This window comes from Maribacter sp. HTCC2170 (assembly GCF_000153165.2).
GTDB lineage: Bacteria > Bacteroidota > Bacteroidia > Flavobacteriales > Flavobacteriaceae > Maribacter_A.
Window position 1 is genome coordinate 1,385,004 of the sequence record NC_014472.1, and the last position, 22,046, is coordinate 1,407,049.

20 protein-coding genes are annotated in these 22,046 nt (G+C 36.4%); 6 read left to right on the plus strand and 14 right to left on the minus strand.

Features of this window, described 5'->3' with window-relative positions; genetic code table 11:
• Positions 1 to 41: 41 nt before the first annotated feature.
• The 4 genes from nadD to FB2170_RS06185 all read right to left on the minus strand — a co-directional run bounded on the left by nadD (position 42) and on the right by FB2170_RS06185 (position 3,276).
• The gene (nadD, locus tag FB2170_RS06170) at positions 42 to 626 is read right to left on the minus strand and encodes a nicotinate (nicotinamide) nucleotide adenylyltransferase (protein WP_013305671.1); all 585 of its coding nucleotides are present in this window, start codon (positions 624 to 626) and stop codon (positions 42 to 44) included.
• Positions 627 to 1,220 carry a guanylate kinase gene (gene gmk, locus FB2170_RS06175; protein WP_013305672.1) on the minus strand — a complete coding sequence of 198 codons (594 nt, stop codon included), beginning with the start codon at positions 1,218 to 1,220 and terminating at the stop codon, positions 627 to 629.
• On the minus strand, positions 1,220 to 2,077 hold the full coding sequence (locus FB2170_RS06180) for a YicC/YloC family endoribonuclease (protein ID WP_013305673.1): 858 nt from the start codon (positions 2,075 to 2,077) through the stop codon (positions 1,220 to 1,222). Before FB2170_RS06180 ends, gmk begins: the two co-directional genes overlap by 1 nt.
• A gap of 146 nt (positions 2,078 to 2,223) precedes the next feature.
• The gene (locus FB2170_RS06185; RefSeq protein ID WP_013305674.1) at positions 2,224 to 3,276 is read right to left on the minus strand and encodes a sugar phosphate isomerase/epimerase family protein; all 1,053 of its coding nucleotides are present in this window, start codon (positions 3,274 to 3,276) and stop codon (positions 2,224 to 2,226) included.
• A 332-nt stretch (positions 3,277 to 3,608) separates the two neighbouring features.
• Here FB2170_RS06185 and FB2170_RS06190 point away from each other — a divergent pair, with 332 nt between their 5' ends.
• Positions 3,609 to 4,079, plus strand: coding sequence for an ASCH domain-containing protein (locus FB2170_RS06190; RefSeq protein ID WP_013305675.1), 471 nt, complete (start codon positions 3,609 to 3,611; stop codon positions 4,077 to 4,079).
• A gap of 51 nt (positions 4,080 to 4,130) precedes the next feature.
• On the opposite strand, the gene FB2170_RS06195 is transcribed toward FB2170_RS06190, so the two are convergent.
• The 4 genes from FB2170_RS06195 to FB2170_RS06210 are packed head-to-tail and all read right to left on the minus strand — an operon-like array spanning position 4,131 to position 8,004.
• The gene (locus FB2170_RS06195) at positions 4,131 to 5,267 is read right to left on the minus strand and encodes a Gfo/Idh/MocA family protein (protein WP_013305676.1); all 1,137 of its coding nucleotides are present in this window, start codon (positions 5,265 to 5,267) and stop codon (positions 4,131 to 4,133) included.
• Between the two features lie 52 nt (positions 5,268 to 5,319).
• A complete protein-coding gene (locus FB2170_RS06200) occupies positions 5,320 to 6,546 on the minus strand; it encodes an MFS transporter (RefSeq protein WP_013305677.1) in 1,227 nt (408 codons plus the stop codon).
• A 12-nt stretch (positions 6,547 to 6,558) separates the two neighbouring features.
• Entirely contained in the window at positions 6,559 to 7,002 is a 444-nt protein-coding gene (locus tag FB2170_RS17615; protein ID WP_013305678.1) for a DinB family protein, read from the minus strand.
• A gap of 12 nt (positions 7,003 to 7,014) precedes the next feature.
• On the minus strand, positions 7,015 to 8,004 hold the full coding sequence (locus FB2170_RS06210) for a sugar phosphate isomerase/epimerase family protein (RefSeq protein ID WP_013305679.1): 990 nt from the start codon (positions 8,002 to 8,004) through the stop codon (positions 7,015 to 7,017).
• 135 nt (positions 8,005 to 8,139) lie between these two features.
• Between FB2170_RS06210 and FB2170_RS06215 the strand changes: the two genes are divergently transcribed.
• From FB2170_RS06215 to FB2170_RS06225, 3 genes are read left to right on the plus strand one after another with little or no spacing between them, the layout of a single operon-like run.
• Entirely contained in the window at positions 8,140 to 9,852 is a 1,713-nt protein-coding gene (locus tag FB2170_RS06215; RefSeq protein WP_013305680.1) for a GMC oxidoreductase, read from the plus strand.
• The gene (locus FB2170_RS06220; RefSeq protein ID WP_013305681.1) at positions 9,852 to 10,499 is read left to right on the plus strand and encodes a gluconate 2-dehydrogenase subunit 3 family protein; all 648 of its coding nucleotides are present in this window, start codon (positions 9,852 to 9,854) and stop codon (positions 10,497 to 10,499) included. Before FB2170_RS06215 ends, FB2170_RS06220 begins: the two co-directional genes overlap by 1 nt.
• A 10-nt stretch (positions 10,500 to 10,509) precedes the next feature.
• Positions 10,510 to 11,430, plus strand: coding sequence for a hydroxypyruvate isomerase family protein (locus tag FB2170_RS06225; RefSeq protein ID WP_013305682.1), 921 nt, complete (start codon positions 10,510 to 10,512; stop codon positions 11,428 to 11,430).
• A 2-nt stretch (positions 11,431 to 11,432) separates the two neighbouring features.
• Here FB2170_RS06225 and FB2170_RS06230 read toward each other — a convergent pair whose 3' ends face one another.
• From FB2170_RS06230 to FB2170_RS17340, 5 genes are all read right to left on the minus strand, one after another.
• Complete coding sequence (locus tag FB2170_RS06230; RefSeq protein ID WP_013305683.1) at positions 11,433 to 12,758, minus strand: alpha-L-fucosidase; 1,326 nt, start codon at positions 12,756 to 12,758, stop codon at positions 11,433 to 11,435.
• A gap of 686 nt (positions 12,759 to 13,444) precedes the next feature.
• Positions 13,445 to 15,922 (minus strand): ribonucleoside-diphosphate reductase subunit alpha, encoded by a 2,478-nt coding sequence (locus FB2170_RS06235; protein WP_013305684.1) that lies wholly within the window; start codon positions 15,920 to 15,922, stop codon positions 13,445 to 13,447.
• A gap of 149 nt (positions 15,923 to 16,071) precedes the next feature.
• Positions 16,072 to 17,058: a ribonucleotide-diphosphate reductase subunit beta gene (locus FB2170_RS06240; protein ID WP_013305685.1), complete on the minus strand. Its 987-nt coding sequence runs from the start codon at positions 17,056 to 17,058 to the stop codon at positions 16,072 to 16,074.
• Between the two features lie 632 nt (positions 17,059 to 17,690).
• A complete protein-coding gene (locus FB2170_RS06245; RefSeq protein WP_013305686.1) occupies positions 17,691 to 18,239 on the minus strand; it encodes a hypothetical protein in 549 nt (182 codons plus the stop codon).
• 44 nt (positions 18,240 to 18,283) lie between these two features.
• Positions 18,284 to 18,427, minus strand: a complete 144-nt coding sequence (locus FB2170_RS17340) for a hypothetical protein (RefSeq protein ID WP_158306085.1) — start codon at positions 18,425 to 18,427, stop codon at positions 18,284 to 18,286.
• A gap of 325 nt (positions 18,428 to 18,752) precedes the next feature.
• Here FB2170_RS17340 and FB2170_RS06255 point away from each other — a divergent pair, with 325 nt between their 5' ends.
• A complete protein-coding gene (locus FB2170_RS06255; protein WP_013305688.1) occupies positions 18,753 to 19,487 on the plus strand; it encodes a LytR/AlgR family response regulator transcription factor in 735 nt (244 codons plus the stop codon).
• Positions 19,488 to 19,538: 51 nt separating this feature from the next.
• Complete coding sequence (locus tag FB2170_RS06260) at positions 19,539 to 21,467, plus strand: tetratricopeptide repeat protein (protein WP_013305689.1); 1,929 nt, start codon at positions 19,539 to 19,541, stop codon at positions 21,465 to 21,467.
• Here the strand turns inward: FB2170_RS06260 and FB2170_RS06265 are convergent.
• Positions 21,457 to 22,029, minus strand: coding sequence for a DUF3109 family protein (locus FB2170_RS06265; RefSeq protein ID WP_013305690.1), 573 nt, complete (start codon positions 22,027 to 22,029; stop codon positions 21,457 to 21,459). The genes FB2170_RS06260 and FB2170_RS06265 overlap by 11 nt on opposite strands.
• Between the last annotated feature and the right edge of the window lie 17 nt (positions 22,030 to 22,046).

Sequence of the window (22,046 nt, forward strand, 5' to 3'; positions counted from 1 at the left end):
GAGGCCCTATTTAATCTTAATGGGGCCTCTTTATTATGTCCTTATCTATAAAAATTCATTTCATCCAAATATTTCCAAACTGAATCTGGCAGTAAAGGACGTATGTTCTTTCCCAGTTTATGATTCTTCCGAATAAATGTAGAGGAAACCTCCATAATCGGCGCATCTACTTTATACACCTTACTATGATTTTTAAACTGGTGATCCACTGTACCCGATGATATCCTAGGATACACATAAATGGAATAATTCTCCAATATAGTCTCATAATTCTTCCATTTATGAAACCCTTTCAGGTTATCCTCACCCATTATCAATGAAAAATGATAGTCATCCCCGTATTCCTCATCCAATTGCACCAGTGTATTGACTGTATAATTGGGTTGTGGCAAATCAAACTCAATCTTACTCGGCTTCAACTTTGGGTAGTCTTTTACAGCTTCATAAACCATTTGATAGCGATGATGATTGTCCAATAAAGACTTTTTAGTTTTAAATGGGCTCATGGGCGTAATAACAAACCAAATCTCATCTAAATTCGAGAACTCAACCATATGGTTAGCAATGGCTAAATGGCCAATATGAATTGGGTTGAACGTACCAAAATAAAGTCCAACTTTTTTCATTCACTCCTCGTTTATCGATTTATCAGCGCCAACAAAATCCGCGACCAGTGTATGGGCCTCATTAAGAGCCGTCTCCAAATCGTAATTATTTATTATTATATCAAATTGTGGTGCTGTGGCAAGCTCAACAGAGGCTTTAGCAATTCGCATATTTATCTTGTCATCACTTTCGGTACTGCGTTTTTTCAATCGAATCTTCAGTTCATCAACACTTGGGGGCTTTACAAATACTGCCAACGTTTCCTTAGGGAATTTCTTTTTTATTCGTAAACCTCCGACCACGTCAATATCAAAAATCACATTTTTCCCTTCAGCCCAAAGGCGCTCAACTTCACTTTTTAACGTGCCGTAAAAGTTATCACGGTATACTTCTTCCCACTCTAAAAAGTTATCATTCTTAATATGTTTTTTAAATTCTGAAACATGAAGAAAATAGTAATGTTCCCCGTCTTTTTCTTTTCCTCTCCTAGCTCTTGAAGTTGCAGATACCGAGAAAGCCAAATTAAGTTCTGGCTGTTTTAAAAGATGCTTTACAATGGTCGTCTTGCCGCTACCTGAAGGGGCAGAAAAAATAATTAACTTACCACCTTTCATTATAGCACGTTTAGCATTTGTTCCTTTATTTTTTCCAACTCATCTTTCATCTGCACTACTAGTTGCTGCATGGGGGCAAAGTTAGCCTTGGATCCAATAGTATTGATTTCCCGACCAATTTCTTGACTTATAAAACCTAGCTTCTTCCCATTGCTGTCATTTGAGTTTAAGGTTTTACTAAAATAATCCAAATGATTGGCCAATCTTACCTTTTCTTCGGTGATATCGTATTTCTCGAGGTAATAAATAAGTTCTTGTTCAAATCTATTTTCATCGACTTCGGTCTTAAGGTCATTTACTGCTTTTTCCAAGCGTTCACGAATTGTTGCCTGTCTTTCTGGATCTATGGTCTTAACCTTTTCCAACAACTCATTTAAAGTATTTAATCTTTGTACAAAATCCTTTTCGAGAACGGCACCCTCTTCAGACCGGAAATTATTGATTTCCTTTAAAGCTTCTTTGAGTGCCAATTGAATAGCTTCAAATTCTTCATCCTCAATATCTTCTCTCTCTGTTTTCATGGCATCCGGCAATCGCAAGGCCATTTCTAAAAGACGTAAATCATCTCCGTCCGCAATGGCTCTTAAGTTGCTCATGTATTTCCTTACAACACCTTCGTTTACTTGTGTAGATGTCTCATCACCAGTTTCTTCAACGTAAAGACCAAAATCAACTTTACCACGTAAAAGTGAATTGGCTATTGTTTTGCGAAGCTCAAGTTCTTTTGCTCTATAGGCAGAAGGCATTCTTGCATTTAAATCGAGGCTTTTACTATTGAGCGATTTAAGCTCTACTGTCACCTTCTTAGATGGAAGTTGTACAACATACTTCCCAAATCCTGTCATGGATTGAATCATAATTCAAAATTATTTTGACGCAAAGGTAAGTATTACGTGTAGATTGCCGTATTGCTGGGTTTTATAATCTCTTTTAAAATCAAAAACAAATCACCACTCTTACTAGACTCCGTAATTCCGCTAACTTGTATCGCTTGTCTGTCAATCTAGACTCCGAGAATTTTCTTCAACACTCCCTTATCAATTTCAGCTCCAGCGAAATCGTCAAAAGTCTTTTCGGTGGCTTCGATAATATGATCTTGGATGAACACAGCCCCTTCTCTGGCTCCCTGTTCAGGACTTTTTATACAGCACTCCCATTCCATTACCGCCCAAACATCACAACCATATTGAGTTAATTTAGAAAAGATACTCTTAAAGTCTATTTGACCATCGCCCAATGAACGGTAGCGTCCCGCTCTATCTCCCCAATCATTGTACCCTCCAAAAGCACCTTTTTTTCCAGTTGGGTTAAACTCAGAGTCTTTTACATGAAAAGATTTTATGAACTCATGGTAATGATCTATATACGTAATATAATCCAATTGTTGAAGAACAAAGTGACTTGGGTCGTAGAGTATATTCACTCTTTTATGATTGCCCGTGGCTTCTAAAAACCGCTCAAAAGTATCACCATCGTGAAGATCTTCTCCTGGATGTATTTCATAGCATACATCTACCCCTTGCTCATCAAAATGATTTAATATGGGCATCCACCTTTTCGCCAACTCCTCAAATCCCATCTCCACCAAACCAGCTGGTCTTTGAGGCCAAGGATGCCATGTATGCCACAAAAGTGCTCCAGAAAATGTAGCATGGGCTTTAATTCCTAACCTTCGGCTTGCCGTAGCTGCCTTTTTTACCACATCAACAGCCCATTCGGTTCTTGCCTTAGGGTTGTTCTTGACACTGTCAGGGGCAAAATTATCGAACATCAAGTCATAGGCTGGGTTTACTGCAACCAACTGACCCTGTAGGTGTGTTGAAAGCTCAGTAATCTCCAAACCGTATGAGTTTATTTTTCCTTTTAGTTCATCACAATAAGTTTGACTATCAGCCGCTTTATCTATATCTATCAAAAAATTCTCCCAAGTTGGAATTTGAATTCCTTTATATCCCAAATCCGCAGCCCATTTACACATTCCATCCAATGTATTGAATGGTGCTTTACTATCTACAAACTGAGCCAAAAATACCGCTGGTCCCTTAATTGTTTTCATTTCTTTATTTTTAATAAATTCATTATCGCTTACATAAATAATTTGATTAAGGCCAAACCAGATACTTAATGATTTAAATAATGGTTATGTCTAAAAACCTTGATTTATAAAGATATGGAATAGATCAGAAATTAAACAGGGTATCACATTGTTTTTGAACAGCGTAAGAATTTTACACTCGTTTTTTAATAAAAAAGCCGGTATAAAAAATTTGAAGTCTTGCTGCCAATCAATATTAAAGCACTAAACTAAAAGCTTTTTCGTTAAATTATTGTACATTTTTACAATACTATATTTAATAGAACCATAAACTTAAAATTTTCAATACAAACATGGACAATGCATCAGCCAGAAACATGTGGGGAGATTATTTGGACAATCATTTAGAGGATGCTTTTGCAGAGGCTCCGAAAGCGATTCATTTTTGCGATAACGAAAATGATGCTAATGAATGTGCTAAATTGGTAAAGAAAGGAATAAAACGTGCTACTTCTCACTCTCTCTTAGGTCTTCAATACCGAAAAGAACCTTTGCCAAAAATTGGCGATTTTAGTGTTGTTACAGATTGGGAAGGCAAAGCCCAGTGTATTGTTAAAACCACAGCAGTTAGAATAAAGCCTTTTTTTAGTATTGATAAATCATATGCTGAATTAGAAGGTGAAGGTGATAAGAGTTTAGAATATTGGAAAAAAGTACATTGGGATTATTATGAAAGAGAGTTGGAAGAATTTAACAGGGTTCCGAGAGACAGCATGATTATAGTTTGCGAAGAATTCGAGAAAGTATTCGAAAGAAAAAAATAAACAAAAAACGCCCTTATATGAGGGCGTTTTTCATTATAGGTATTTCAACAACTATCCCATTTTAACCCATACGTTTCCTCCTTTATGGGATTCAACTGTCGCTTCAATAAAATTCATTCCCCTTACACCGTCCAACATGGTCGGGAATTCGCCATCATTGTATTTTCGCCCTCTAATTGCCTTTGCAGCACCTTTATAAATATTGGCCATTGAATCGAAAATACCTTCTGGATGACCAGGTGGTAGTTTTGTGCCATCTAGCGATAGCTTTGTATTATAGGCATGTCCAGGTTTATAAACCTGTGTAGGTTTAGTATCACTCAAAACATAAAGAAAGTTGGGGTTTTCCTGTTCCCAGCGGAAAGCTGCCTTTTCCCCATAAATTGAAATAGCAAGGCCATTCTCTTCTCCTGTTGCGACTTGACTGGAGCGAATAACACCTTTAATATGGTCCCCCATGCGAATAAGCACCGTGCCGTCAACATCCATCTTATTATCCTTGTACAAGTAGTTGAAATCGCTTAAGATTGACTTTACCTTTAACCCTGTGGTATATTCAACCATATTAAAGGCGTGTACCCCAATATCACCTATGCAAGAGCTTATTCCTGCTTTTTTAGGATCAAGACGCCATACCGAAGATCTTTTCTTTTTATCGTGAATAATGGTATTTATCCATCCTTGATAATACACTGCATCGACTTTATGGATTTTACCTAAAGCACCTTTTTTGATCATTTCCCGCATTTGACGAACCATAGGGTAACCTGTATAGGTGTGGGTCAAAGCAAATACTGCTCCTGCCTTTTTATGCGCTTTCTGAAGTGCTTTTGCTTCATCCAAAGACGTTGTCATTGGTTTTTCGCAAATTACATGGAAACCATTTTCCAGAAGCTTCAAAGCCATCGGATAATGTAAAAAATTTGGGGTAAGTACCGAAACAACTTGAATCCTTATATTTTCAGGAAGCTTCATTTCTTCGTCTATGAAAGTATCAAAATCTTCATAGATCCTATCCAAAGGCACATCTATCTCCCGAGCAAAGGCCTTGTTCAGTTTGAAATCTGGGTTAAAGACCGCCCCTACAATTTCATAATTATCATTTATCTGTGAAGCTACACGATGTAAAATTCCGATTAGAGAATCCCCACCACCACCTATTACTCCAAGTCTTAATTTTTTTGGCATGATTGATTTAATTTAATATTAAGTATATCTACTTTTAATTTATATAAAATTACTAAGCTTTATAAGTAATCTTCTCGTTTTTAAAAAAAAGTGTGAAGAAAATGAATACAACAAAGGCAAATCCTGCAGGAAACAACCAAATACTGGCCCAATCATGACCTGCATTTTCATTCAAATATGAATCTGTTATCATACCGGAAACCCAAAAACCAATTAACATTCCTATGCCATAGGTTGCAAGCGTTATCAGGCCTTGTGCTGCACTTTTATATTTTTTCCCAGCCTTGCTATCTGTATATATTTGGCCACAGACAAAAAAGAAGTCATAACAAATACCATGAAGAAAAATACCCAAAACCAATAGTGAGAAAAGATCACCACTATTCCCAAATGAGAAAAGTATATAACGTGCGATCCATGCCAACATGCCCACTATTATCGTTTTTTTGAATCCAAATTTTTTCAAAAAGAATGGCAATAGTAATAAAAACATGATTTCTGAAAACTGGCCAATAGAAGACCAAGCCGTAGAATTGTCAACATTCGATTCCGTAAGAAATACGCTTAGATTTTGAAAATAAAATGCCAATGGAATACAAACCAATACGGAAGAAATAAAAAATAAAAGAAAATTTCGGTCCTTTAATAGAGCCAGAGCGTCCAACCCTAATATTTCAGAAAGTGAGGTTTTTTTATCTGAATTTTTTATTGGAGGTGTTCTTGGTAAAGTGAAGCTAAATACACCCAGAATTACAGAGCAAATGGATGCCATAAGAAAAGTATATTTTAACATACCTTCTGAGATACCTTTTGCCGAATCCCAGCTTAGATAACTAATAAGTAATCCTGCAGCTATCCAACCTAGTGTACCAAAAACCCTTATAAAGGAAAACTCCTTTGCTGGATCCTTCATTTGATTGAACGAAACTGAGTTTACCAATGCCAGCGTTGACATATACATTATCATATAAAATAATAGATAAGGATAAAAAGTGGTATAATCTGTAGCACTATACAAGAGGTACATGAGAAGTGCCCCCAACAAATGTAAAACCCCTAAAATCCTTTCCGCATTAAAATACCTATCAGCAATTAATCCAATTATAAACGGAGCGAGAATCGCACCCCAAGATTGTGTTGAGTATGCCATGGCGGTTTCAGGGTCGGTTGTCCCTAAAGTATTCGGCAGATAAGTACCCATTGTCACATACCAAGCTCCCCAAATAAAAAATTCCAGAAACATCATTACTGATAATTGAATCTGGATAATTTTTTTCATGTCTTGTTGTTCTTATCTCTTATAAAAAGCATAGTCCATGTTAATGGGCTCTATGTCGTTATTACGAAAATCCATGGCAATTTGTCCTCGGTGATGGGTCGAGTGGTTGATTATCTGAAATAACAATTCCTGTAGGGTGTTGGTGAACAACCTGCCTTCGGTATTCTCATAATCAATTCTTTTATCAAAATCCGTAGCATTGGTGACTATCTCAAACGAACTACGTTGATTTTCATAATGTATGTCTCCCCAATCCGAAACAGAGTGAATCTGCCATATACCGTATTCCATTGGTTTCGAAAGTATTCTTGAGTTCCATAAATGATGACAATTGAGAATATGACTAAAAAGTTCAATGCTTTTTTTAGGTGCATTATTCAACCTAATACATTCCTCAATTAATTTTTTATTGCAATAAAAATTGTAGTCGAACAAATGATTGAAAAATACCTTCATAACTGTTTTACGTTACTTTATTTTCTGAGCCGCGTTTAATAGTAAATCACGGGTTGCGATTATTCCTTGCTCTTCGTTAAGTTCGCTCCCTTCATATTCAACACCAATAAAACTCTTATACCCAGCATCTTTGACCATTTGAAGAATTCTCACGTAATCTATTTCAGTCTCGTTCCCCAACTCATCAAAATTATTGGATTTTGCACTAACTGCCTTTGCATGGACCATTAACTCTTTTACCCCTTTGTATTTATCATATGCCTCTTCACATCCTGTCGGTGAACGTTTGATACAGAAATTTCCAAAATCTGGTAACGTCCCACAGTTATCCATATTCACTTTGCTCATTACCTCAGCCAACAAAGCACCATTTGATGACAAGCCTCCGTGATTTTCTACGATAACGTTGATATTCTTATCCTTTGCGTAAGTCGCCAATTGAGTTAATCCATCAACTGAATTGGCCATCCACTCTTCAGGTTCATCACTCCCAGCGAGGTTCACACGTATAGAATGACATCCCATGGATGCGGCAGCATCTACCCATTTGAAATGCCGCTCAACTGCAGCTTTTCTTTCTGCAGCATCGCTTACGGCCAAATTACCTTGTCTATCTATCATAATCAAAACGTTCTGCATACCATGTTTTTTTGCCTCAGCGTTTGATTTATCAATAAAGGTTTTCATGGCTTCCTTAGAATATTCATTATTCTCTAAATCCGCTGGATATAATTGACTGACATATTCTAATCCGGTAAAACCCCATTCTTTCGCTTTTTCAGCAAAGGAGTAAGGATCGACCTTGTCATTACGAATCATCTTGTGTATGGACCATTGCGCCAATGACAATTTAAAAAATGGATCGCTTTGTTTGGCTTTCATTTCCGATGCTTCGCTATTTTTCGATGCCTCCTTTTTGGTTTCCCTGCATGAAATTATACAGGTCATAAAAAGTATTAAGGCTAAAAAGGTACTAGTGCGGTATACCATGGATCTTTTCATAATCTTGATTTATAACGGAAATTTTGCTTTGACTAACTATAACGTTTGCGTTATTTTATTGGGGGAATGAATGAATTTTAAATTTAGAAAATTAATTTAATATTTAATACATTTAAAGGGTAAACAATTTAAAATATGGGTAAGTTTTATTACAACGACGAGCAATCATCTTATGATGCAATCGTCGTTGGAACAGGTATTAGCGGTGGTTGGGCTGCAAAAGAATTATGTGAAAATGGGTTAAAAACATTGGTTCTAGAACGTGGTAGAATGGTAAAACATGTTGAGGATTATACCACAGCACATAAAGACCCCTGGGATTTTCCCAATGCAGGGCAACCAACAAGGGAAATGATTGCCAAACAGGAAAAACAGAATAGGACAGGGTACACAGCACACGCAGCTAGCTCACAATGGTTTGTAAATGATCTAGAACACCCCTACAATGAAACCAAGCGTTTTGATTGGATGCGTGGTTACCATGTTGGTGGGCGTTCATTACAATGGGGCCGTCATAGCTATCGTTGGAGTGATATTGATTTCAAAGCCAATTCAATAGAAGGTATTGCAGTTGATTGGCCGGTAAGATATAAAGACATCGCTCCTTGGTATGATAAGGTAGAGTCCTATATCGGGGTCACTGGTGAAAAATTGGGACTTGAACAGCTCCCCGATGGGCAATTTGAACCAATGATGGAATTAAATTGTCTTGAACAACATGTTCGTGAAAGTGTAGCTGAAAACTATGAAGATCGAGTAATGACAGGAGGTCGAATCGCTCATATAAACAGTGATAAAGATTTTAAAGGTAGACAAAGATGTCAGTTTAGGGATCGTTGTATTAGAGGTTGTCCTTTTGGAGCTTATTTTAGTAGTCTTTCCTCCACGCTGCCGGCTGCTGAACGTACAGGGAATATGACGTTGAGACCTGATTCTATTGTTCATGAGGTAATTTATGACGCTGATACGAAAAGGGCGACAGGTGTAAAAGTTATTGATAGAGAGACCAACGAAGAATTTGAATTCAAAGCAAAGGTAATTTTCCTTTGCGCTTCAGCAATAGCATCCACTTCTATTCTAATGCAATCAAAATCAAATCGGTTCGAAAATGGCTTGGGAAATGATTCGGATCAATTAGGACGAAATATTATGGATCATCATTTAGGTGTAGGTGCTTCAGGGAAATTTGATGGATTTCAGGACAAATATTATAAAGGAAGAAGACCCGGTGGAATATATTTACCACGTTTTAGAAATCTAGGTGGTGCCACAAATCGAAAAGAATACAAACGTGGTTTCGGTTACCAAGGAGGTGCCACAAGAGGAAATTGGGAGGAACAAATTGCCGAACTTTCTTTTGGAAAAGGTTTAAAAGACGCTATTTTAAAACCAGGAGGTTGGACCTTTGGTATGGGAGGTTTTGGAGAGGTCTTGCCTTACGAAGACAACCGAATGACCTTGGATTATGATAAACTGGATAAATGGGGATTACCTACCGTGACTTTCGATGCAGGATTCAAAGAAAACGAATGGGAGATGCGAAAAGACATGAAAGAATCTGCAGTTGATATGCTGGAAAAAGCGGGATTACGCGATGTACAACCCTTTGATAATCCAGGCGCATTAGGCCTAGGAATACATGAAATGGGAACTGCACGGATGGGAAGAAATAGAAAAACTTCGGTGCTTAATGGATATAATCAATTGCATGACGTGCCAAATGTGTATGTGACAGATGGTGCATTCATGACCTCAGCCAGTTGTGTAAATCCTTCACTAACCTATATGGCCTTTACTGCAAGAGCTGCTAACCATGCCGCTCAAGAACTTAAAAAAGGAAATTTATAATGGATAGAAGAAAAGCACTTAAAAATATGGGGCTATCATTGGGCTATGTTGTGGCAACCCCAACATTGATAAGCATAGTTCAGAGCTGTAAATCTGAAAATGTTCTTGAATGGACACCTGACTTCTTTTCCAAAGAGGAAGGTTCTGTTCTTACACACCTAGTAGACATTATACTTCCGAAAACGGATACCCCTTCTGCCACTGAGGTACAAGTAAACCTTTTTATTGATCGCTTTGCTGATCAGGTAATGCTTAAAGAGCAACAAGACCTCTTTAAAATGGCCATGAACAAATTCATTGATAAAGCTCTTAGGGATAACGGCAAAGAAAATGCAGCTGATTTAACCTCAAAACAACTAGAAAAGGTTTTGACCTCGGCGTTAAAAATTTCAAAAGTACAACAGACTACCTATGATGAGGCCTTGGAAAAATATATGGGTGCCTTGTCTGAAGGAACCAAGGTTGAACTTGATGATGAAGTAGCCAGAAATGCCTTTGCCAAAAATCTGCGAGGAATGGCGGTTTGGGGTTATAAAACCTCTGAGTATGTAGGAGAAAATGTTTTGGTATACTTGCCAGTCCCAGGGGAGTACATCGCATGTGGAAATCCAGAAGAATTAACCGGGGGCAAAGCTTGGGCCCTTTAAAATAACTATTATGAAAAGAAGAAACTTCATTCAAAAAACGGCAATGACCAGTGGGGCCATTGCAATTGGTGGTAATTTAGCCTTTGGTGCTAGCGATCAAACTGCTGTAAAGCATAAATTCAATCTAAAATATGCTCCACACTTGGGTATGTTCAAACATCACGCTGGTGATGACCCCATTGATCAATTGAATTTTATGGCAGATCAAGGTTTTACAGCATTTGAAGACAATGGTATGAGGACAAGGACTATTGAACTTCAGGAAAGAATGGCACAAACCATGAAAGATAGAGGTTTACAAATGGGAGTATTCGTGGCACATGAAATCTATTGGAGAGAACCTAATTTAGCGTCGGGCGACAAAACTAAAAGAGAAGAGTTTTTAGATTACATAAAAAAATCAGTTGACGTTGCAAAACGCGTTAATGCCAAATGGATGACAGTCGTACCCGGTCATGTGGATCTGAGACAACAACCTGGTTATCAAAGGGCCCATGTTATTGAAAGTTTAAAACAAGCTTCAGAAATATTAGAACCCCATAACTTGGTAATGGTACTGGAGCCTTTAAATTTTAGAAATCACCCCGGTTTGTTTCTTACAGATTCGCCCCAGGCCTATGAAATCTGTAAAGCTGTTGACTCCCCTTCTTGCAAGATTTTGTTTGATATTTATCATCAACAGATTCAGGAAGGTAATTTAATTCCAAACATGGAAGCTTCTTGGGATGAAATCGCCTATATACAAATAGGGGACAACCCTGGTCGTAAAGAACCCACCACAGGCGAAATTAATTATAAAAATGTTTTTAAATGGGTTCACGATAAAGGATTCAATGGAATATTGGGTATGGAACATGGAAATTCCAAACCTGACCAATTGGGTGAGCAAGCTGTAATCGATGCTTATAAAGAGGTAGATTCCTTTCTGTAGTTTTATTTTAGGGTTATCTCAATAATTGTATCAAAATCTGTTCTTTTACCTTTCGGTAGTTTGAGTAATAAGCCATATTCATTAAGCTTATATTGTACCTTAGACTTATCGTTATAGAATTTTATATCCCTTATTTTTTGGTCGAATGGTTGAATAAGCAAAGCTTCTTTTTTCCAATCCAAAATATGGATATACAACTTTTTTCCTTTTTGAGTACTTACACCCCAATCTTCAGCCCCTATTATTCCTGCTCTAGTGCCATAAATAGTTTCTCCGTTTATTTCCATCCATTTACCCATAGCATCTAATGATGCTTTGTGTTCAGGCTGTATTTTTCCATTGGGCATGGGACCAACATTCAATAAAAGATTGGCGTTTCTTCCCGCTGCTTTTACAAGCATATGAACCAATTCTTTTGGAGTCTTATGTTTTTGGTCAATAAGATTAAATCCCCATGAACCATTGATTGTCAAACACATTTCAAGCGGTAATTCACTTATGTGTGAACCCTGCCATCCTGTGGTGTTCTCACCAGGAAGATCTTGTTCAAACATCTGAAAATCTTCTCCAGGAAAAGGTTTAACATGATGATTGCTCCCAATCAAAGTTCCTGGCTGCAATTCATGAATAAGTTTATAAGTTTTGTCCAATTGCCAATTCTCATCAATCTTATCCCACATACCATCAAACCAAATACCACCAATAGGCCCATAATTAGTTAATAGTTCATTTAATTGGGTATTCATGAAATTTAAATATGCATCCCAATCTCCCTTTTCTTCTCTGCCCGTAAATCCTTGACCTGTTTTACCTCGAGGAAAGTAATCTGGATGATGCCAATCCAATTGAGAGTAGTAGAAAAAAAGTTTAATACCCTGTCTTCTGCTTTCCTTAGCCAATATTTTAATCACGTCCTTACCATAAGGGGTTTTGTCCACAATATTATAATCAGACACCTTAGAATCGTACATGGCAAAGCCATCATGGTGCTTACTTGTAATGGTAATGTATTTCATACCAGCATTTTTTACCATAGTAACCCATTCTTCGGCATCAAAATCTATTGGGTTGAAAAAATCTGGAACCTTCTCATACTGTGAAATAGGTATCTTTTTGTTTTGCATAATCCATTCTGCAATGCCGGTATCACCACCACCGCCTAACACACTATAAACACCCCAATGAACAAACATGCCAAATTTCGCATCTTGAAACCAGATCCTGTTCTCCAAATTCTCTGAAGTAGGTTCATATTTTTCTTGACTTTGAACAGTGCAAACAAGCAGTAAGGCCAGTGAAACTAGTACCCTTAAAATTTGATTTTTCATGATTCTGGGTTTTATCGGGTAGAATAAAAAGATACCATAAAGATAAGGTGCAAAAAAGGCATATACATTTAAGTTTTCAGATATTTTTATAGAAAAAATTACACTTCATCGAATAAATGTAATCTTTTACCTACTTTTTCGTTTCATATATTATGATATCGTATTTGACAGTTCTAAGTGTTTATATCTCATTGCTTTTTCTTTCCAAAATAGGGTATCGACAATTTCTTAAACGCACATTGAAAGAATAAATCCGTTCAAGACATTTTCATTCTCCTGGAGTTTTTTATTTATCTATCGCGCATACTTCATAATTTCATAAAATTGTCATAAAACGCGATATTGTAAATATTTAACATGTATTATTGACAAATAAATAAAGTCAAGGGCAACTTTTTGAGCTTTTATTGCGTATATACATTATAGAATATTTTATCGGGGCATGGACAAATATATCATACTACTTCTTATTTATGTTGCAGCTTACATTTTTTCTGTTGCAATAAGACCTTATTACTTTAAAAAATAATAAGGTGACTTTATAAAAGTTGTTCCTGTCATGAATTTTTGAGAGGAATCATATTAGGTTTATTAAATAATAAATTAATCTTACATAAGAGTTGAACAAAAAAAGCCCGGCAAATTGCTGGGCTTTTTTAATACACATAGTCATGAATTTTGAATCATTATGATCCGCACATTAAGCAATCATCATCAGCTTGCCCCTCTTTGGCTCGTGCAATCATTTCTTTCATCTCCTGTGGGCTCATTGGTTGAATATCCAATTCTTGTTGCGGTGCAACAGGGGTTGGTTTCACCTCAATTGCATTTGCCACCCCTGGTGCCGGTGTGGCAGCCAAAGGGACTTCAGCTTCGACAGGTTCCTCTTTCTTTTTACTATTGTCTAATGTGAATTTAATAGCATCAACAGCAGCCTTTGTTCTCAAATAATACATTCCTGTTTTTAAGCCACTCTTCCATGCATAAAAATGCATTGATGTCAACTTTGAATAGTTTGCATTTTCCATGAAAAGATTCAATGATTGACTTTGATCAATAAAGTACCCTCTATGACGACTCATGTCAATAATATCTTTCATGCTAAGCTCCCAAACCGTTTTATACAAATCTCTTATATCCTGTGGAATAGTTTCAATATGCTGAATTGAACCATTGGCGCGCATAAGTTCTTGCTTCATATTCTCATTCCACATACCAAGATTAACTAAATCCTCCAACAAATGTTTGTTAACTACGATAAACTCACCAGAAAGCACTCTTCGCGTATATATGTTCGAAGTGTAGGGTTCAAAACATTCGTTATTACCCAATATCTGAGAGGTCGATGCTGTTGGCATTGGCGCCACCAACAAAGAATTCCTAACACCGTTTTTCTTTACATCCTTGCGCAATTTGGTCCAATCCCAACGACCTGAGAGCTCTTCATCCTTAATTCCCCAAAGGTTATGTTGAAATTCGCCCTGTGAAATTGGGGAACCGTCATAAGATGAATATTTGCCTTCTTCTTTGGCTGCTTCCATCGAAGCTGTAACCGCCGCGAAATATAAGGTTTCGAAAATTTCTTGATTCAATTTTTTAGCCTCATCACTCGTAAAGGGCAAACGCAATAAAATAAAGGCATCTGCTAAACCTTGGACCCCCAGTCCGATTGGTCGGTGCCTCATATTAGAGTTTTCAGCTTCTTTGACAGGATAATAATTTCTATCTATGACCTTGTTCAAGTTTTTGGTAACGCGTTTGGTTACCCTGAACAATTCTTTATGGTCAAATTCACCGTTCTTAATGAACATGGGTAGGGCAATTGAAGCCAAATTGCAAACGGCAACCTCATCTGGAGAAGTGTATTCCATAATCTCCGTGCATAAATTTGATGAACGGATAGTGCCTAAATTCTTTTGATTGCTCTTACGGTTTGCTGCATCTTTATATAGCATGTAAGGAGTCCCCGTTTCAATTTGGGATTCCAATATTTTTTCCCAAAGCTCTCTTGCCCTAACCGTCTTACGGCCTTTATTTTCTGATTCATATTTTAGATAAAGCTTCTCAAACTCTTCACTATGGTTTGTAAAAAGCCCTGGACATTCATTTGGGCACATCAATGTCCATTCTTCATTGGCCTCAACTCTTTTCATGAATAAATCGGAAATCCACATAGCATAGAACAAATCACGTGCTCGCATCTCTTCTTTACCATGGTTCTTTTTTAGTTCAAGGAACTCAAAGATATCCGCATGCCAAGGTTCCATGTAAATAGCAAAGCTGCCTTTGCGCTTCCCGCCACCTTGATCAACATATCTTGCTGTATCATTGAAAACCTGTAACATGGGCACTATTCCATTGGATGTACCATTGGTTCCCGCAATATATGATCCAGTTGCCCTAACGTTATGAATAGATAATCCTATACCTCCTGCGGATTGCGAAATTTTAGCGGTTTGTTTTAATGTATCGTAGATACCATCAATACTATCATCTTTCATTGCTAAAAGAAAACAGGATGACATTTGTGGTTTTGGAGTACCTGAATTAAAAAGAGTGGGCGTGGCATGCGTAAAATACTTTTTGGACATTAACTCGTATGTCTCTTTAACTGCATCTAAATCATCTAAATGAATTCCAATAGATACGCGCATTAACATATGCTGTGGCCTTTCTGCGATCTTTCCATTCAATTTCAAAAGATAGGAGCGTTCTAAAGTTTTAAAACCAAAATAATCGTAGCCAAAATCCCGATTGTAAATAATTGTGGAATCCAAGGCTACTGAATTTTCAGCAATTACTTTGTAGACTTCATCAGATAACAACGGAGCTTTCTTTCCCGTTCTTGGATTTACATAAGTATATAGATCCTCCATAGTTTCTGAAAAGGATTTCTTGGTGTTTTTATGTAGGTTAGAAACAGAGATACGAGCAGCCAGTTTTGCATAATCTGGGTGAGTGGTTGTCATGGTAGCAGCTATTTCCGCCGCCAAATTATCCAGTTCTGATGTTGTTACGCCATCATACAAACCTTCAATGACGCGCATGGCCACTTTTAAAGGGTCTACAAGCCCATTTAGGCCGTAGCACAATTTTCGTACTCTCGCTGTAATCTTATCGAACATTATCAGCTCTTTTCTTCCGTCTCTTTTTACTACATACATGTGGCTACATTTGTTTTTTAGTGAACTATGGTTAGTCTATTAGTAATTACCCGAAAAGACATCCCAGTCTTGCAGGCATTTTGGTGTAGGTTAAATAATATTCGGGTGTCAACCAAGTTGATTTTTACATCCTCTTCGGTCTGAAAAAATTAAAAATCAGCGTCGAAACTGATTTTTTGGGCATCTTCATCCTTATCCTTGTTCAAGACACCAGCTTTTTGATATTCTGATACTCTTTTTTCAAAGAAATTTGTTTTTCCTTGAAGGGAAATCATATCCATAAAATCAAATGGGTTACTTGAATTATATACTTTGTCACACTCAAGCTCTACCAACAATCTGTCAGTAACAAACTCGAGATATTGAGTCATAAGTTTTGAATTCATTCCAATTAAACTCACTGGCAAGGATTCTGTGATGAATTCACGTTCAATGTTCAGTGCATCGACTATTATATCAGTAATACGCTCTTTTGTTACTTTATTTACAATATGATTCTTGTGTAGATGCACGGCATAATCACAGTGCATACCTTCATCCCTTGAAATAAGTTCATTCGAGAAAGTTAATCCTGGCATTAGCCCTCTTTTCTTTAACCAAAAAATAGAGCAAAACGATCCTGAGAAGAAAATACCCTCCACCGCAGCAAAAGCAATTAATCTTTCCGCAAAACTTGGAGATTCTATCCATTTCAATGCCCAATCGGCTTTTTTCTTAATAGCAGGAAAGTTCTCTATCGCTTTAAAAAGAATATCTTTTTCCTTATCATCTTTAACATACGTGTCAATCAACAAAGAATAAGTCTCCGAGTGGATGTTCTCCATCATTATTTGAAATCCATAGAAAAATTTTGCTTCAGAATATTGAACTTCATTCACAAAGTTTTCAGCTAAATTTTCATTTACAATACCATCGGATGCAGCAAAAAAGGCCAATATATGTTTGATGAAGTATTTCTCATCATCATTAAGTTTAGTATTCCAGTCAGTAAGATCTTGGTGAAGATCTATTTCCTCCGCAGTCCAGATACAGGCTTCTTGTTTTTTATACCATTCCCATAAATCATGATGTTGTATTGGAAAGATAACAAAGCGGTCTTTGTTCTCCTGTAAAATGGGCTCTACGGCTGTGGACATATTTCTGTTTATTTAAAAGTTAGCTATGTAAGATGATAATTACCTTACTGTTGGGACTAACAAAGATGAAAAATAGTGCCCGATTTCTAGGGGTAGAATATTGAATTCAACCACAAAGTTTTTAACAGAAAATGTTGAAATGTAGGTTCACTCACTATGTTTATTGCCTTTCTCAAAATTAATATTTTGGATAAAAAAGCGAACGAACAAAATAAACCAAAAAGTATATAACGTTATACTATTTGGTTTAATATCAAGGTAATACATTGAAAATTCTTTTTGAAGAAGCTTGAAGTAATAATACTGCCAAACTGTACGGCTCCCCGATAAATCAAAATCAATTTGACCACATTTTGCGCTGATCCAGGTAGTTCCCCCGAAACCTATAATCGAGCCACACTTCAGTTAACGAATTAACTTAGGTGCCAATATGTAGCTTTTCATCAGACAGGCTGTTCTTTGAACAGTTACATGTTCTTTTTCTTTACATGTCCCTTGAGCCGTACCTTTTTGATTGGCAGTAATTTCAATAAACCTATATTCTAGATACAGATTTAGTTTTTTATTTAAGGAGCGTTATAAATACAAATAAAACCACATAAACAACCTATGTTTCAGTAACTTACATAGCACTAATCATGTTTAACCGCATGAAAATCCCCTTTAATAAATAATTTTTTGCCCTTATTACACATAAGGACAACACTAACGTACCCTTTTAAATCTATCTTGCTCTTTCGAGTAATGACCACTTTTCCTTTTGTTGTAAAAAAAGGTTTTTCCCCAGTCATTTTAATATTTGCATAGCCAAAAACACCATCAAAACCGTTTAGCAATCCTTCAATACTATTTGATACCTCATACTGTCCAACACCCAATTCTTGAGGTTGACCTTTTTTTGAAATAATAAGCTCTATTATATGCGCTTTTTCTTGTTTGTTGCTTTTGAATTTCAACGCTAAAGAAGAATAAGGGGAATCATCGCTATCAAACCCAGGAGTAGTTTCAAAGAAGGCCTTGCCTTGCAAAGATTGTTCTACCACCCCACTGGTTTTTAAATGATAAAAGCCATCAAAATCATTAGGAACCTCAACTTTTTCTATACTAGTATCTAAGATGAGCAGCAAAGGAGCCAAAAACCAAAAACCAATTTTAATGGACTTGAAGATATATTGATACATGGTCAGTGTTTAAATTAAATTCAATAATGGTTCTAATCAAACTTTTATTTGTCCAATGAAATGTTTTCAATACTGTTCTCGCTTAATAGCAATCCCTTATCAGATACAATTTCGGAATCATTTTCCAACAAAACTGCAACCACTAGGGCAAGAACCAATAAAGTAAACATTAATATACATTTTTTCATGAGCTTGTTTTTTATTCCAACAATATGTGGGGGAAACAAAAACATAATTTAATTCCTCTAATTTATCCTATGCCGTTTTATTACCATTCGCCTTATGTATAAATGGTGATAAAACGTGTATAATCGGCAAATTCATATTTTGACGAGTGACATTGCGCTAGCATATTGTAAGATTTTACCTTATTTTGAGCAGAGCCAAATGATTCTAACTGTCTTTCATATGAATAAGACCGATCATACTTAAAATACTTCCATTGACACAAATTCCCTTGAATACTCCGAACTTAATTCTAAATTTGAGTAACTTACTATACTACTATTTAATATGTTAGAAGCGGTAATTGTTGATGATGAGGTAAAAGCCCTCCAAAGCCTTTCTTGGGAATTGACCAATTTTAGTAATGAAATCAAGGTCAACGCGTCATTTACAAACCCTTTCGAAGCTTTGGAATATCTCGAAAAAAACACTCCAGATTGCCTTTTTTTGGACATAGAAATGCCGACAATGGATGGTTTTCAGTTTATACAAAAATTGACAAACAAAAATTTCCCCGTTGTCATTACGACCGCCTATAATCAATATGCCATCAAGGCCCTTAAGAATGAGGCAATTGATTATTTGCTAAAGCCAATAGACACTGATGATTTGAAAGAAACTATTGTCAAAATAAAGAAATATAATTCTAGAAACTATACTTCGGAAAGATTAGAGAAAATCCTTTTGAATTTTAATTCAAATACCCACAATAAAAAAATCACTTTCAATACTGATGGCAAATTACTTTTCTTAGAAAGTGATGAAATCTTATATGCCGAATCCGATGGTAATTATAGCACCATTTATCTTACGGATGGCAATAAAATTGTCTTGACCAAAAAGTTAAAGGAAGTCAACGATCTTTTACCAGATGATTCCTTTTTTAGAATTCATAATTCATATATTATCAATCTACATAAAATCAAGGAGTTTTTAAAAACAGATGGTTATGTAGTACTCAGTTCTAATCATAAAATACCAGTATCAAGACAAAAGAAATCAGATTTCTTAGATATGATATAATCATAAATGTTCACCCAAAACTTCCACAATATAATTTTTAGATTACGTTTCATGGGTAAATGTAAATATGGTTTTTTCTTTTTCGCAGTCCTTTGTTTTTGCGTTGGGAGTAGTCAAAATATCCCGGATGATTTTAAAAGAATTTCTGATAGTCTAATAAATTCAGGTCCCACGACTTACGCTGAACTTGATGTGGTCTTAAGACCTTCAAGGAAAGATACCACTTTGATGAGGTATTTTTCAGATATAGCCGGTGAAAAAAAGTATTACAGTGGCCAAGCTTATGCCCTGAACCAACTTGGTCGAAGGTATCGCGATATTTCACAATTTACAACGGCCATAAATTTGCACCAAAATGCATTAGAGGCGGCAACTACAGGTGAAAACTTAGAATTCAGGGTTTACAGCCTTAATATGCTAGGTGTTATTTATCGGAGAAAAGATGCTATAAATTCTGCCTTGGACTATACTCAGGAGGCTCTTGAACTGGCCGAAACCGTAAAAAACCCTTCAAAAGGGTTAAAGAGAAGCATCAATGTTTCTTTAAACGGACTGGGAAATATATATCAAATCCTAGGGCAATACGATTTTGCCATTGAGCAATTTCAGAGATCACTTGAACTTGAAGCGGATTTGGGCAACAAATGGGGGCTTGCCATCAATCATCAAAATATTGGGGAATGTTACGAACTTCAAGGTGATCTTGACAAGGCCTTAGAAGGTTACAGAACTTCGCTTGCGATTAATGAAGACATTAACAATGAAAAAGGCAAGGTCATTTGTAAAAACAGTGTTGCCAATGTATATATACTTCAAGACAGATTGGATGAGGCTATTGACATACTTGAACCCGCCCTATTGGCGTCAAAAGAAATCGGAGATAAGCACATAACATCTGGAATTCATATAAACTTGGGAGCAGCTTATTTAAAGCAAAAAAAACTCGTAAAGGCAGAAGACAATCTTAAGACCGGTCTTTCTTTGGCAAAGCAATATAATTTTCCCATGAACATATCAATGGCAAATTCACATTTGTCGGGTCTCTCAGAAAATCGGGGCCAGTATAAAGAGGCTATGGAATATTACAAAATGGCCAAAGAATTCAATGAAGAAATTGTTAATGAGAGAAATCTGAGGTATGTAAATGATGTTATAAGTAGATATAAAACAGAAAAAAAGAATGAAGAAATCGAGGTTCTTGCAAAGGATTATGAGATTGCGAAAATAAAACTACGTAAAAACAAAACCTCCCTTTTAATTGGCGGATTTGGGTTACTGCTGTTAGCGGGAATATTCTATATTCTTTACAGACAATACCAGTTAAAGAATGATAAAAAACTACTAACTCTTGAACAATCGATGCTTCGCAGTCAAATGAACCCACATTTTTTGTTCAATTCTTTGAATTCCATTAAGCTTTACATCATAAACAATGAAAAAAAGAACGCAGTTCATTATTTGAACAAATTTTCCAAATTGATTCGAAAAATATTAGAAGCATCTTCAATGAAAGAAATTCCTTTGGCCGAGGAGTTGGAAACGGTTGAGTTGTATATGAATATAGAAAACATTCGGTTCTCCAATGAGATTAATTTCACCATTGCCATTGATGAAGATATTGATGTACATACCATAAAAATACCATCTCTTATACTTCAACCTTTCTTAGAAAATGCTTTATGGCATGGTCTTTCTCCGAAAGAAGGTGAAAAAAATATAGATCTGCACGTAAGCAGAGGAAGTAATAACTTTATTGACATAAGCATAACAGATAATGGCGTTGGAAGAGATGCAGCAGAAATCATTAAAGAAAGTAAAGTCTTAAAACGTAAATCTGTCGGCATTGAAATCACTAAAGAGCGACTTGCAAATTTTGCAAGGGATTACCAAAACACCTTTGATGTGACCATAATTGATTTATTTGACAAAGAAAGTAACGCTACAGGCACCAGGGTAGTCCTACACATACCTACAGTTTAGCATATTCTGCGGCAACTTTCTCCAATTCTTTGTACCAATCTTCACCAAACTTTCTAATCAAAGCCTCTTTTACAAATTTAAACACTGGAACCTTGAGTTCTTTACCTAACGAACAGGCTGAATCACAAATTTGCCATTTGTGGTAATTCACCGCTGTAAGTTCTGAATACTCCCTTACCCTTACTGGGTACAAATGACAAGAGACAGGCTTTTTCCAAGATACGGCCCCTTGATTATAAGCTTCCTCGATACCACATTTGGCCGTATTGTCATCACTATAAATCACATAAGCACATTCACTATTATTGATCAAAGTGGTTTCCCATTCACCATCGTCACCTTTCACAAATGCTCCCTGCTCCTCAATTGCAGCAATACCCTCATCGCGAAGAAAGGGTTTTACATCTTTATATATGTCGACAAGGATTTCTGTTTCTTTATCCTCCAGCGGAGCACCGGCATTTCCATCAACACAACATGCGCCTTTGCAAGCACTAAGGTTACATACAAAATCGTTATCTATAATTTCCTCAGATACAATCGTCTTTCCCAGTTGGAACATTATATGCTATTTTTTGG

Coding starts and splice junctions, on each gene's coding strand:
- nadD (WP_013305671.1), bottom strand. CDS start 626: ATGAAAAAAGTTGGACTTTATTTTGGTACGTTCAACCCAATTCATATT.
- gmk (WP_013305672.1), bottom strand. CDS start 1,220: ATGAAAGGTGGTAAGTTAATTATTTTTTCTGCCCCTTCAGGTAGCGGC.
- FB2170_RS06180 (WP_013305673.1), bottom strand. CDS start 2,077: ATGATTCAATCCATGACAGGATTTGGGAAGTATGTTGTACAACTTCCA.
- FB2170_RS06185 (WP_013305674.1), bottom strand. CDS start 3,276: ATGAAAACAATTAAGGGACCAGCGGTATTTTTGGCTCAGTTTGTAGAT.
- FB2170_RS06190 (WP_013305675.1), top strand. CDS start 3,609: ATGGACAATGCATCAGCCAGAAACATGTGGGGAGATTATTTGGACAAT.
- FB2170_RS06195 (WP_013305676.1), bottom strand. CDS start 5,267: ATGCCAAAAAAATTAAGACTTGGAGTAATAGGTGGTGGTGGGGATTCT.
- FB2170_RS06200 (WP_013305677.1), bottom strand. CDS start 6,546: ATGAAAAAAATTATCCAGATTCAATTATCAGTAATGATGTTTCTGGAA.
- FB2170_RS17615 (WP_013305678.1), bottom strand. CDS start 7,002: ATGAAGGTATTTTTCAATCATTTGTTCGACTACAATTTTTATTGCAAT.
- FB2170_RS06210 (WP_013305679.1), bottom strand. CDS start 8,004: ATGAAAAGATCCATGGTATACCGCACTAGTACCTTTTTAGCCTTAATA.
- FB2170_RS06215 (WP_013305680.1), top strand. CDS start 8,140: ATGGGTAAGTTTTATTACAACGACGAGCAATCATCTTATGATGCAATC.
- FB2170_RS06220 (WP_013305681.1), top strand. CDS start 9,852: ATGGATAGAAGAAAAGCACTTAAAAATATGGGGCTATCATTGGGCTAT.
- FB2170_RS06225 (WP_013305682.1), top strand. CDS start 10,510: ATGAAAAGAAGAAACTTCATTCAAAAAACGGCAATGACCAGTGGGGCC.
- FB2170_RS06230 (WP_013305683.1), bottom strand. CDS start 12,758: ATGAAAAATCAAATTTTAAGGGTACTAGTTTCACTGGCCTTACTGCTT.
- FB2170_RS06235 (WP_013305684.1), bottom strand. CDS start 15,922: ATGTATGTAGTAAAAAGAGACGGAAGAAAAGAGCTGATAATGTTCGAT.
- FB2170_RS06240 (WP_013305685.1), bottom strand. CDS start 17,058: ATGTCCACAGCCGTAGAGCCCATTTTACAGGAGAACAAAGACCGCTTT.
- FB2170_RS06245 (WP_013305686.1), bottom strand. CDS start 18,239: ATGTATCAATATATCTTCAAGTCCATTAAAATTGGTTTTTGGTTTTTG.
- FB2170_RS17340 (WP_158306085.1), bottom strand. CDS start 18,427: ATGAAAAAATGTATATTAATGTTTACTTTATTGGTTCTTGCCCTAGTG.
- FB2170_RS06255 (WP_013305688.1), top strand. CDS start 18,753: ATGTTAGAAGCGGTAATTGTTGATGATGAGGTAAAAGCCCTCCAAAGC.
- FB2170_RS06260 (WP_013305689.1), top strand. CDS start 19,539: ATGGGTAAATGTAAATATGGTTTTTTCTTTTTCGCAGTCCTTTGTTTT.
- FB2170_RS06265 (WP_013305690.1), bottom strand. CDS start 22,029: ATGTTCCAACTGGGAAAGACGATTGTATCTGAGGAAATTATAGATAAC.